Raw genomic sequence first — 11,984 nt, 5'->3', positions numbered from 1 at the left:
GAAAAGGAAGTGAATTGAATGGCAACTGAAATTATAATGCCTAAAGCCGGGATAGATATGACTGAAGGGCAAATAATAAAATGGAATAAAAAAGAAGGCGATAAAGTAGAAGCGGGAGAAATTCTGCTTGAAATTATGACAGACAAGACAAGTATGGAGCTGGAAGCGGAAGAATCAGGATACTTGATAAAAATAGTAAAAGGAGACGGAGAAACGGTACCCGTTACCGAAGTCATCGGATATATAGGTGCGGAGGGAGAAGCAGCTCCTACAGGTGCTTCATCAGGTTCAGCTCCTGTATCTGAAAATGCACCTCAGAAAGTTGAAGTTAAAGCGGAAACACCTAAAGAAACTAAATCGGAAGAAGTAAAACCTGCGGCTAAGACTGAAAAAGGCGAAGATGAATTTGATGTGGTAGTAATCGGAGGAGGGCCTGCCGGTTATGTTGCTGCGATAAGAGCCGCTCAAGTAGGAGGAAAAGTAGCTGTTATTGAAAAAAGCGAACTTGGAGGAACATGTCTGAACAGAGGCTGTATCCCTACGAAAACATTCCTTAAAAATACTGAAATAATCGAAGGTATAGAAATGTCGGCAAAAAGAGGAATTGTTCTGGAAAGTGAAAAATTTACAGTAAATATGCCTAAAGTAGTCAGCCTTAAAAATGAAATAGTCAAAACATTGACTAACGGAGTACAGGGATTACTGAAAAGTAATAGCGTGAAGATTTTTAAAGGTGTAGGAAAAATAGATAAAGATAAAAATGTCGTAGTAAATGGAGAAAAAGTTCTGAAAACAGACAAAATAATATTAGCAGGAGGGTCTAAAGTAGGAACTGTAAATATACCGGGCATAGAAAGCAAAAAAGTGCTTACAAGTGATGATATACTTGACTTGCAGGAGCTACCTAAATCTCTTGTAGTAATCGGCGGTGGAGTAGTAGGAGTCGAATTAGGACAGGCTTATTTATCTTTCGGAACTGAAGTTACTGTAGTCGAAATGATGGACAGAATAATTCCGGGAGTTGACAGGGAAGCTTCCGAAACATTGAGAAAAGCGTTAGAGAAAAAAGGAATGAAAATATTGACATCTGCAAAAATTAATGAAATTGTCGATAATGGCGATAAGCTCATAATCAAAGTTGAAGGAAAAGAAGATATAATTGCTGAAAAAGCTTTATTGTCAATAGGAAGAGTTCCTGACTTGGAAGCATTGGGAGAAATCGACCTTGAAATGGAAAGAGGAAAAGTAAAAGTCGACAAATTTATGGAAACAAGTGTAAAAGGAATATATGCACCGGGAGATATAAATGGAATAAAAATGTTGGCTCATGCTGCTTACAGAATGGGAGAAGTTGCCGCTGAAAACGCAGTATTGGGAAATCATAAGGAAACTAAACTTGCAACAACACCGGCGGCAATTTATACAATACCTGAAGTGGCTATGGTAGGACTGACAGAAGAACAGGCAAAAGAAAAATATGATATAAATGTTGGTAAATTTGCATTTGTAGGTAACGGAAGAGCATTGGCTTCAGGAGATACTACAGGATTTATCAAAGTCATAGCTGACAAAAAATATGGAGAAATACTTGGAGTACATATTGTAGGACAGTCTGCTGCTGAGATTATAAACGAAGCTGCGTCGTTAATGGAAATGGAAATTACTGTAGATGAAGTGTTGAAAACGATACACGGACACCCTACATTCTCGGAAGCATTCTATGAAGCTTGTGCAGATGTGTTAGGAGAAGCAATACACTTACCTAAAAAGAAATAGGAGATAATAAAAAAAGGAAGGAGCTTCATACAAAAAATGATTTATATTAAAAGTACGGGTTCAAATAATCCTGCCTACAATATAGCTTTAGAAGAATATTGCTTCAAAAATCTGAAACAGTTTGATGAAATATTTTTTCTTTGGATAAATGAACCGACAATAGTCGTAGGAAAATATCAGAACACCATTGAGGAAATAAATTCTGAATATACAAAGAAAAAGGGAATTAATGTTGTGAGAAGGATTTCAGGGGGAGGAGCTGTCTATCATGACCTGAATAATCTGAATTACACGATTATTTCAAATAAGGACAAAGGAAACGGATTTAATTTTAAGGAGTTTTCACTTCCAATTATTGAAACATTGGCAGAACTGGGAGTAAAAGCTGATTTTACAGGACGGAATGATTTGGAAATAGATGGACAGAAGTTCTGTGGAAATGCACAGGCATATATAAAAGGAAGAGTAATGCATCACGGATGTATACTTTTCAATGTCGATTTCAGTGCTTTGGGAGATGCCCTGAAAGTTTCTAAGGATAAGATAGAATCCAAAGGTGTAAAATCTGTCAGAAGCAGAGTTACAAATATACTTCCTCATCTTAAAAATCCTATTACAGTGGAAGAGTTTGCTGACAAAATAATGGAATATATGAAAAAACATTACCCTGATATGAAAGAATATAAATTCAGTGAAGAAGAACTCGCAATAATTGCTAAAAATGCGGAAGAGAAACATAGAAGCTGGGACTGGGTATATGGTCAGTCGCCTAAATATAACATAACAAGAGGAAAGAGATTTCCACATGGTAAAGTTCAGATTTTTGCCGATGTAGTAAATTCCAAAATAAAAAATATTAAAATTTATGGAGATTTTTTCGGAACGAAAGAAGATTTATCAGATTTTGAAGAAAAACTTATCGGAGCAAAATATACATCTGAAGATATAAGAGAAAGACTGAAAGATGTGGATATTAAAGAATATTTTGCAGGATTTACATTGGATGAGATAGTTGAAGCGATAGTGGAATAATTACTCAAAAAATACTAAAAGTAAGAATAAATTAAGTAAAAATATAAAATACTATATTTACAAATTCTTGAACAGTTTTAAATATAAAACAGGAAATAAGCTTTAGAAAAAGTCATCTATATAGGATTTCAGGAAAGTTTCCAATCTTAACTGACTTGATTATTAAAGCTTGGTAAATTCAATAATTTGATAGATTATTGCTTTTTATAAGCAAGGTCTCACTAATTAATGACTGTTTTAATAAATAAAGCTCTATCAAATAAAGTAAATATAGTATTTTTTGATTTTTTTACTAAATTCTTGTATCTCTTATTTAAAAAAACTTATAAAAGTGGTGATAATACTTACATTCACAAAATCTATAAACAATGCTCCTACTATAGGTACTACAAAAAATGCTATTTTTGAGTATTGATATTTTTCGCAGACAGATTTCATATTGGAAATACCGTTTGGAGTGGCTCCAAGACCAAAACCGCAATGACCTGAAACTATTACTGCCGCATCATAATCAGACCCCATTGCCTTGAAAGTGATCCAGTTAAGATAAAAGTAAATTAACACCGTTTGAGCCAAAAGCAAAATAATCATCGGACCTGCAAGATCTATTAATTCCCATAGTTTCAATGACATCAGAGCCATTGCAAGAAACAGATTTAATGCTACATCTTCCAAAATGCTTATTTCCTTAGTAGGAGAATTAATCAATTCTGTATTGTCGGAAATATTTCTCATAACAGCGGCAGCTATCATTGGTCCAATATATACGGGAAAATGCATATGAGGGAGAAGCCGATTTATAAGTAATGATAAATATGATCCAATCCCCATTGCTATAAGTATTTGAAAAAAAGCTCGGGAAAATCTGTCGCCGTCAAGAACAGGCTGCAATTTTTTCTTGAGATTTTCATCAATATTTTCTTCATAGTTTTTAGGAGTTTCATTTTCCAAAGATTTGTCGGAAAGTTTCAAATCAGGAAGTAATTTGTGTTTTAATATAAGTCTGTTTGCAATAGGACCTCCAAGCATCGACCCGACAAGAAGTCCATATGTAGCAGAGGCAATAGCAACAGCACCTGCACCTTTAATCCCGAGATTTTCAACAGACGGTGCAATAGCAGCTGAAGTTCCATGACCTCCTGTCATTGGAGTGGAACCCGTCATCATTGCTAACAATGGATGGATTCCTACAAATCTCGAAAGTAATACCGCAACGGCATTTTGAAATACACATAAAACAGCGGCTACAATAAGAAATATAAATACCTTTTTCCCGCCTTTTCTTAGGACTTTGATACTGGCGTTAAATCCTACACTTGTAAAAAACATTATCATAAAAAATGTCTGTAAAGTAGTATCAAATTCTACAGTCATAACATTTAACTGTCTCGTTATAAATGAAAATATTGAAAAAATCATTCCGCCGATTACCGGTGAGGGAATACAGTATTTTTCAAAAAAATATATTTTGTTTCTTAAATTTCTTCCGATTATAAGAAGAATAACAGCTAATCCCATAGCTTGTATCATATCAAGTTTAATAGTAAATATTATAATCACATCCTTTTTTAAAATGTATTATAAAATTATACTATATATGATAGAAAAGTTCAAATATTATTTATACTTGACAACATCTTCTTTTTATTTTAAAATTTTAAATAAATTCATAAATATTATTTTTAACAAAGTAAATAAAGAAAGGAATTATATAAATGAAATCAGGATTTATAGCTATTGTGGGAAGACCCAATGTTGGAAAATCAACATTAATGAATAAACTTGTAAAGGAAAAAGTGGCGATTGTATCCGATAAGGCAGGAACTACGAGGGATCAGATAAAAGGGATTGTAAATATAGGAGAAAATCAGTATATTTTTGTAGATACTCCGGGAATACATAAACCGAAACATTTACTCGGAGAACATATGACCGAAGTTGCACTCGAAACTTTAAATAATGTAGACCTTATAATGTTTATGCTTGACGGAACAAAAGAAATATCCACAGGGGATATGTTTGTAAACGAACATATAAAAGAAACGAAAACTCCTGTAATAGCTGTTATAAATAAAATTGATAAAATGAATGATGAAGAAATAGAAGAAAAGAAATCTGAAATAAAAGAAAAATTGGGTCAATTTGCGGAAATTATAACATTGACTGCTGAATATGCCATAGGTATACATAAGATTTTTGAAGCGGCTGAAAAATACCTTTCTAATGATGTATGGTTTTATCCTGAAGATTATTATACAGATTTACCTGTGAATAAAATAGTCGTGGAAACAGTGAGGGAAAAAATACTGCATAATACAAAAGACGAGATACCTCATAGTGTTGCAGTCGAGATAATTAATGTAGAAACAAAAAAGGATATAAGAAAATATGATATTAATATATACGTGGAAAGGGAAAGTCAAAAAGGAATAGTAATAGGAAAAGAAGGGGCATTGTTAAAAAAAATAGGAATAGAAGCGAGAAAAGAAATAGAAGCATTGATTGATTTGAAAGTAAATTTAAAATTATGGGTAAAAGTGAAAAAAAAATGGAGAAAAAATCAACAGTTTCTCAATGAAATGGGCTATAAAATAAAGAAAAAATAAGGCATTGTTTTTTTAAATTTATGTGATATAATATATTAGATAAAAAAATATTCAATTATAAGATAACAATATAAAAAACTTTTACTTGTCAAATATACAATTTACCGTGATATTACACTTATATAACAATTTTTTATACGCATCAGACTTATTTCATATAACAAAAAACAAAAATCCGCATACATATAAATTGAGGGAAAGGAGGAGAAAACATGATATGGAGTTAAAAATGACAAGAAATAATTTTTGGGAATACGTCAATGATGCCAGAAAAAAATATGAGGATAATTTTGAAGCAATGAGTTATCTGACTGATATTCTGACTGACAAAACAAATGAGGAAATATTCAGTTTCGGCATAACAGTAGATGAAATAATGTTAGAATCCTATAATGAAAAACTTTGGTGTGCTTCATATCTCGTAAATGGGGATACGGGGGAAGATAGTTTTGACTTTTTCAGATTATGGCTTATTTCTCAAGGAGAAAAAACTTATAACGATGTAGTTAAAAAACCTGACAATTTGATAAATTATATAGAAAACTTCGATGATGAAGAGTATATACAGGACTTTTATGAAAATGAAGATTTTTTCTTTGTTGCAGTTGATGCTTTCGGCAAAAAGAATAATATTAGAGAATTTGAAGAAGTATTTGAAAAATACTTGGATGAGTTTGACAGTTATAAGGAAAAAATAGGATACAAGGATACCGATTATCCTAAATTAAAATTTACATGGTGCGAAAAAGTACCTAAATCAATGAAAAAAGTGTGTCCTAAACTGTTTGAAAGACTTTACATTGGAGAAAATTAAAAAGTAAAATTTTGTAAAATGAATTTAAAAGAAGTAGAATAAAAAATGATTTTCTGCTTCTTTTTATTTTTATCTGAAATTTTCAGGCTATTTTCAGTTTTATATAATATGATTAGCTAAAATCAATATGTTTTAAAGAATAAAAAATAAAATTAAAAATTGTTCTTTTATGTGATATAATTAATTAAAAATGGGTTATGAAAAGGGAGATCGTAATGAGAAAATTATTAGTAATATTGTTTATTTTATCATCAATGGTAATAATCGGAGAACCTTATAAAGTTACTGTAAAACCAAAAGCGAAGGTTTCTCAAAAGTATACAAAGGAGAACAGTGTCCAAATAGAAAAAGCTGTGAAAGAAAAAATAAAATATTTATCCCGAAAGGAGATTTTAAATGAAATTTTTGACATAAATTTCAATGGTACAGAAGAAGATACAGTAATATTGGCTATGCTCAGAGGCATAATGAATGTGGCTATGAGAAATAGTGAATTTGAAATTAAGGAAATAGAATATATTTCAGAAACTGAAGCAAATGTAAAATTGAAAGTAAAATATCCCGATATTGATAAGGATGAAAACAGAATTTTTAAAAAAGCAGAGGAAAACTTTAAAAAAAAGACAGGTCTAACTATTGAACAGGTTCAGATGATAGAGTCAGAAAAAGAAAAAATGAAATATGTAATGGAAAGTGTTAAAATTATATTACAGACTTTTGAGGAAGAAGTATCGAAAGCTCGTCGTACTTTAGATACGGAAATTAAAATTTCTGTTGAAAAAAAGCAAAATAAATGGATTGTGCTGGAAGATGTTTTTGAATTTATGGAGAAAATATATGATTAATCCCGTCTAATCCTATTATTTTATCATTTTTCTGAATTCGGAAATCTCATAAAAAGAGCCGCATATAACAATCACTTTATATCCTGAAGTTTTGTCATTTAGAAAACACAATGCTTTTTTATAGGCAATGGAAATATTATCTTCAAAAATAATATTCTCAGTGGGAATATTCAGGGACTGCATTTTTTCCTTTATTTCTTCTGCTGAAAGTCCATAGACTATATTTTTTAGGGAAGTGATAAATATTTTATCAGTAATATTTTCAAGCTGAAAAAAAACTGATGAAAAATCTTTTGTATCTAATAATGAAGTAATCAAAATTACTTCATTTTTTTTATAAAGTTCCTGAAGATTTTCAGTAAGTTTTTTTATAGAGTCTTCATTATGTGCTGCATCCAATATAACAGCGGGATTCATTGAGAAAAATTCAAATCTTGCAGGCCAGTAAATATTATTAAGCCCTTTTTGAATGATATTATTATCAATAGCATAAATTTTTGCTATTTCATAAGCAAGCAGAAAATTATATGCCTGAAATTTTCCGAATAGAGGTAGTGTAAACTTTGTATCTTCAATGGTTATAACAGTTCTATAATTTTTTTTATCCAATTTTATATTCATATTTTTATATTTCTCAATGACATTAACTGAATTTTTAGTTCTTTTATCTATTTCTTTTTTCAAATCAGGCAGATTATCCGAAAAAATACAAAGTTCGTCTTTTTTTATAATTCCTGCTTTTTCATAGGCAATCTGCTGCAAAGTATTTCCTAAAATGTTCATATGGTCAAAAGTAATATTTGTAATTACTGAAATATCGGAATTTAAGATATTCGTAGCATCCAGTCTGCCCCCTAAACCTGTTTCCATAATAACAAAGTCAGGCTTTTGACTTTCAAAGAATAAAAGGGCAATAAATGTAGTTATTTCAAAAAAATTAAGCTGAATTTCTATACGATTGCTGATTATATCTTTACAATTACCATTCTTATAATCATTTACAGTTTTTTTGATTATATTATAATTTTTTATGATTTCTTCGTCAGAAATCATAGTTTTATCTGAAACTATTCTTTCATTATATTTTAAAATGTGAGGCGATGTAAATTTACAGACATTATAGCCGGCTGAAAGAAGTATATTTTCAGTAATGGAAGCTGTGGAACCTTTTCCGTTTGTTCCTGCGATATGTATAATTTTACAATTTTTGCAGGGACTTCCCAACAGTTCATAAATTAATTTTAAATCATCAATATTCTCACGTCTTCTGTTTGTTCTGAGATTAAAAATTTCTTTTAGGATATCATCAATTTTCATTTGTTTCCCGCTTTCTTTGTATACCGATTTTCAGTCAGATTATATCATTAAATGATGTATTTTAACAATATCGAATTTATATAAAATGGGTTTATGAATTATTATAGTTATAATTCTATCTGAAATTATTCTCTCATTATATTCTAAAATATGAAGTGATTTAAAATTAAAAGATAATATGGCTGTTTCAGATATTTGAAAAATAGACGGAAATATGATACAATAATTAGAAAAATTCAATAAAAATAGGAGTGGAAATTATATATGTTTCAAAAATTGGATGATGTTGTTTTAAAGCATGAAGAGCTGACAAAATTACTTATGAACCCTGAAGTTATTTCAGACCCTAAAAAAATAATGGAATATAATAAAGCATTAAACAGTATTGATGAAGTTGTAAAAAAATATACGTACTATAAATCAAGAAAAGAAGAAATGGAAAGTTTGAAAGAGGATCTGAAATCTGAAAAAGACCACGAAATGAAAGAGATGATGCTGGAAGAAATCCGTACAATAGAAGAAGAAATTCCCGCACTGGAAGAGGAACTGAAAATACTGCTTCTTCCTAAAGACCCTAATGATGATAAAAACGTTATAATGGAAATAAGAGCAGGAGCGGGAGGAGATGAAGCAGCCCTCTTTGCGTCGGATATTTTCAGAATGTTTACAAGATATGCAGAAAGAAACAGATGGAAAACTGAAATAATAGATAAGAGTGAAATAGGAGTGGGCGGACTGAAAGAAGTTACTTTCCTCATAAAGGGGAACGGAGCTTATTCAAGACTAAAATTTGAAAGCGGTGTTCACAGAGTGCAGAGAGTTCCTGCTACTGAAGCATCAGGGAGAATACATACTTCCACTATAACTGTAGCGGTTCTGCCTGAAATAGAAGACGTAAACGAAGTGGAAATAAATCCGAGTGATTTGAAAATAGATACTTACAGGTCAAGCGGTGCAGGAGGACAGCACGTAAATACGACGGATTCTGCGGTAAGAATAACACACTTGCCTACAGGACTTGTAGTAACTTCACAGGACGGAAGGTCTCAAATAAAAAATAAAGAAGCAGCAATGAAAGTTCTTGCCTCAAAGTTATATGAGATAGAATATGAAAAACAGAGAAAAGAAGTAGAAAATGAAAGAAGATCCCAAGTGGGAAGCGGAGACCGTTCGGAAAAAATAAGAACATACAATTTTCCGCAGGGAAGAGTAACAGACCATAGAATAAAACTTACGCTGCACAGACTGGATGCTGTCCTTGACGGAGACCTTGATGAAATGATAGACGCTCTGACTGCTTATGAACAGGCTGAATTACTGAAAGCTGTTGGTGATAATGAATAATCTGCTGGATATATTAAATAAATCTATTAATTATCTGGAAAAAAGAAATATAAAAAATTCAAGAATAATGGCAGAAACTGTTTTTTCTCAGATACTTGAAATGGACAGGATAATGCTCTATGCTAATTTTGAAAAAATATTGTCTGATGACAATATTGAAAAAATAAAAGAAAAACTTAACGAAATTACAGGAAATAATAAAGAAATCGCTCAAAGTCAAATGTTTGATGATAATATTTTCGGGAAAAATAATAAAACTGAAAATAATAATAAAATAGAAAATCTGAAAACATTAATTGACAAAAGTGTGTCATATTTAGAAAAAAATAATATAAATGAAGCAAAACTTATAACAGAAATTGTATTTTCGCATATTCTGAATATAGACAGAATGCTTCTGTTTACTAAATATAGGGAAATACCCGATGAAGAAAAAGTCAATAAAATAAGGGATTATATCCGAAAAATTGGTAAAGAAAAATTTCCTGTCCAATATTTGCTGAATGAACAGGAGTTTTACGGAAGAAAATTTTACGTGAATAAAGGAGTATTGATACCAAGACAGGATACGGAAGTTTTAGTAGAAGAAGCTTTAAAAATACTGAGAAAAGAAAAAAAAGAAAGTCCGAAAATATTGGATATAGGTACAGGAAGTGGAGTAATAGGGATAACTCTCGCATTGGAAATACCTGATTCAAAAATCATGGGGACGGATATTTCAGATAAAGCATTGGAAATATCGGAAAAAAACAGGGAAATTTTAAACGCGGAAAATATCAGGTTTTTCAAATCTGATTTGTTTGAAAATATAGAATATAAAAAATTTGATATGATTATTTCCAATCCGCCGTATATTTCAAATGATGAAACAGCAGTTATGTCGGAAGATACTCTGCTACATGAACCTGATGAGGCTTTATTTGCAGAAGATGAGGGATTGTATTTTTATAATGAAATAAGCGGAAAAGGTATGGAATATCTCCAAAATGAAGGATTTTTACTGTTTGAAACAGGTTACAGACAAGCTGAAACCGTAAAAAAAATAATGAAAATAACAGGCTATAAAAATATAAATATAATAAAAGACATTCAAAATATAGAAAGAGTTGTGATTGGTCAGAAAATAGAGAAAGAAGTACAGGAGGATAACCGGTGAAAATAAATAAAATTAATATCGGAAAAGACAAACTGAAAAAAATATGTTTGTTTGCTGCGATTTTAACTTTATCCAATTTTGCATTCAGTTCGTCCAAAAATTCATCAAATTCATCAAAGGAACTGGAAAATATTATAAACGATTATTATAACAATATAGAACATGATTTAATGATAAAAAGAGATACAAGAAATAAAAACAGACCCGTAAATACAAAGTCAAATGTACATTCAAATACAGATCTGAAAGGAAAATTGGGATTAAATATAAGCAAAAGAGAACTTATGATAATTGCAAATCAGATATTTAAAAATGAAACGGGAGGACATATTGATAATCTTGTAGACTGGAATGCAGGAGAAAATTTTCCTTCACTCGGGATAGGACATTTTATATGGTACAAATCGAGTAACGGAGGAGAAAGTTTACCGCAAATGGTTTCTTTTTACAGGTCTCAGGGAATAAAACTACCCAAAATACTTGAAGAAAATATAGGCTCTCCATGGAGAAGCAGGTCAGAATTGTTGTCAAAAAAACAGAACGGCGATAGAGATGTCATGGAGCTTATAGATTTTTTTGACAGAACGAGGGAAACTCAGGTTCTGTTCATATATGACAGGCTTCAAAATTCTTTTGATAAAATGCTGAATGTTACGGGAGACAGGGAAAATCTTCGTAGACAGTTTTACAGGGTTGCAAATTCGCCTAACGGACTTTATGCCTTAATCGATTATGTAAATTTTAAAGGTGAGGGAATTTCAGGAGGTTCGTATAGTAATGGTTGGGGATTGAGACAGGTGCTGGAGAATATGAGAGGAACTGAAATGGGAAGAAGTGCCTTAATAGAATTTAGTGAATCTGCCAAATATGTCCTCGAAAGAAGAGTGAATAATTCCAGAAAAAATGAGAGAAGATGGCTGCCCGGCTGGTTTAAGAGAGTGGAAACATATAAAACTTTTCAGATTAGATAATTTATGAATAATTTAATGACTAAACACTCAATAAGCAGAATAAACTGATTGAAAAATAACTAAATAGGAAAATTATGTTTGATTTATTAAATCGACATTCATTGCACTATTAAGTAATATTGT

At 31.1% G+C, this 11,984-nt stretch carries 10 protein-coding genes; 8 read left to right on the top strand and 2 right to left on the bottom strand.

Annotated elements, in window-relative coordinates; all coding sequences use genetic code 11:
• Positions 1-18: 18 nt before the first annotated feature.
• Together lpdA and lplA are read left to right on the top strand one after the other, a co-directional pair.
• Positions 19-1,776 (top strand): dihydrolipoyl dehydrogenase, encoded by a 1,758-nt coding sequence (lpdA, locus tag ACO5J6_RS01695; protein WP_485641625.1) that lies wholly within the window; start codon positions 19-21, stop codon positions 1,774-1,776.
• Positions 1,777-1,812: 36 nt separating this feature from the next.
• Positions 1,813-2,808: a lipoate--protein ligase gene (gene lplA, locus ACO5J6_RS01690; RefSeq protein WP_485641624.1), complete on the top strand. Its 996-nt coding sequence runs from the start codon at positions 1,813-1,815 to the stop codon at positions 2,806-2,808.
• Between the two features lie 309 nt (positions 2,809-3,117).
• On the opposite strand, the gene gltS is transcribed toward lplA, so the two are convergent.
• A complete protein-coding gene (gene gltS, locus ACO5J6_RS01685) occupies positions 3,118-4,338 on the bottom strand; it encodes a sodium/glutamate symporter (protein WP_485641658.1) in 1,221 nt (406 codons plus the stop codon).
• Between the two features lie 185 nt (positions 4,339-4,523).
• On the opposite strand from gltS, the gene era reads away from it, so the two are divergent.
• The 3 genes from era to ACO5J6_RS01670 all read left to right on the top strand — a co-directional run bounded on the left by era (position 4,524) and on the right by ACO5J6_RS01670 (position 7,073).
• The gene (era, locus tag ACO5J6_RS01680; RefSeq protein WP_485641623.1) at positions 4,524-5,414 is read left to right on the top strand and encodes a GTPase Era; all 891 of its coding nucleotides are present in this window, start codon (positions 4,524-4,526) and stop codon (positions 5,412-5,414) included.
• Between the two features lie 217 nt (positions 5,415-5,631).
• A complete protein-coding gene (locus ACO5J6_RS01675) occupies positions 5,632-6,228 on the top strand; it encodes a DUF4240 domain-containing protein (RefSeq protein WP_485641622.1) in 597 nt (198 codons plus the stop codon).
• A gap of 215 nt (positions 6,229-6,443) precedes the next feature.
• Complete coding sequence (locus ACO5J6_RS01670; protein ID WP_485641621.1) at positions 6,444-7,073, top strand: hypothetical protein; 630 nt, start codon at positions 6,444-6,446, stop codon at positions 7,071-7,073.
• A 15-nt stretch (positions 7,074-7,088) separates the two neighbouring features.
• Here ACO5J6_RS01670 and ACO5J6_RS01665 read toward each other — a convergent pair whose 3' ends face one another.
• The gene (locus ACO5J6_RS01665) at positions 7,089-8,390 is read right to left on the bottom strand and encodes a bifunctional folylpolyglutamate synthase/dihydrofolate synthase (RefSeq protein ID WP_485641620.1); all 1,302 of its coding nucleotides are present in this window, start codon (positions 8,388-8,390) and stop codon (positions 7,089-7,091) included.
• A 264-nt stretch (positions 8,391-8,654) separates the two neighbouring features.
• Here ACO5J6_RS01665 and prfA point away from each other — a divergent pair, with 264 nt between their 5' ends.
• From prfA to ACO5J6_RS01650, 3 genes are read left to right on the top strand one after another with little or no spacing between them, the layout of a single operon-like run.
• Positions 8,655-9,734, top strand: a complete 1,080-nt coding sequence (prfA, locus tag ACO5J6_RS01660; protein WP_485641619.1) for a peptide chain release factor 1 — start codon at positions 8,655-8,657, stop codon at positions 9,732-9,734.
• Positions 9,727-10,890, top strand: coding sequence for a peptide chain release factor N(5)-glutamine methyltransferase (prmC, locus tag ACO5J6_RS01655; protein WP_485641618.1), 1,164 nt, complete (start codon positions 9,727-9,729; stop codon positions 10,888-10,890). The genes prfA and prmC overlap by 8 nt, the downstream gene beginning before the upstream one ends.
• The gene (locus ACO5J6_RS01650; RefSeq protein WP_485641617.1) at positions 10,887-11,861 is read left to right on the top strand and encodes a hypothetical protein; all 975 of its coding nucleotides are present in this window, start codon (positions 10,887-10,889) and stop codon (positions 11,859-11,861) included. The genes prmC and ACO5J6_RS01650 overlap by 4 nt, the downstream gene beginning before the upstream one ends.
• The last annotated feature ends 123 nt before the right edge of the window (positions 11,862-11,984 follow it).

This window comes from Pseudoleptotrichia sp. (assembly GCF_057270515.1).
Note: the sequence above shows the minus strand (reverse complement) of the source record. Positions and strands in the feature narration are given on the sequence as shown.

Bases quoted from the DNA above. Each gene is read 5' to 3' on its own strand.
- era (WP_485641623.1), top strand. From the start codon at position 4,524: ATGAAATCAGGATTTATAGCTATTGTGGGAAGACCCAATGTTGGAAAA.
- gltS (WP_485641658.1), bottom strand. From the start codon at position 4,338: ATGATACAAGCTATGGGATTAGCTGTTATTCTTCTTATAATCGGAAGA.
- ACO5J6_RS01670 (WP_485641621.1), top strand. From the start codon at position 6,444: ATGAGAAAATTATTAGTAATATTGTTTATTTTATCATCAATGGTAATA.
- ACO5J6_RS01665 (WP_485641620.1), bottom strand. From the start codon at position 8,390: ATGAAAATTGATGATATCCTAAAAGAAATTTTTAATCTCAGAACAAAC.
- prmC (WP_485641618.1), top strand. From the start codon at position 9,727: ATGAATAATCTGCTGGATATATTAAATAAATCTATTAATTATCTGGAA.
- lpdA (WP_485641625.1), top strand. From the start codon at position 19: ATGGCAACTGAAATTATAATGCCTAAAGCCGGGATAGATATGACTGAA.
- prfA (WP_485641619.1), top strand. From the start codon at position 8,655: ATGTTTCAAAAATTGGATGATGTTGTTTTAAAGCATGAAGAGCTGACA.
- lplA (WP_485641624.1), top strand. From the start codon at position 1,813: ATGATTTATATTAAAAGTACGGGTTCAAATAATCCTGCCTACAATATA.
- ACO5J6_RS01675 (WP_485641622.1), top strand. From the start codon at position 5,632: ATGGAGTTAAAAATGACAAGAAATAATTTTTGGGAATACGTCAATGAT.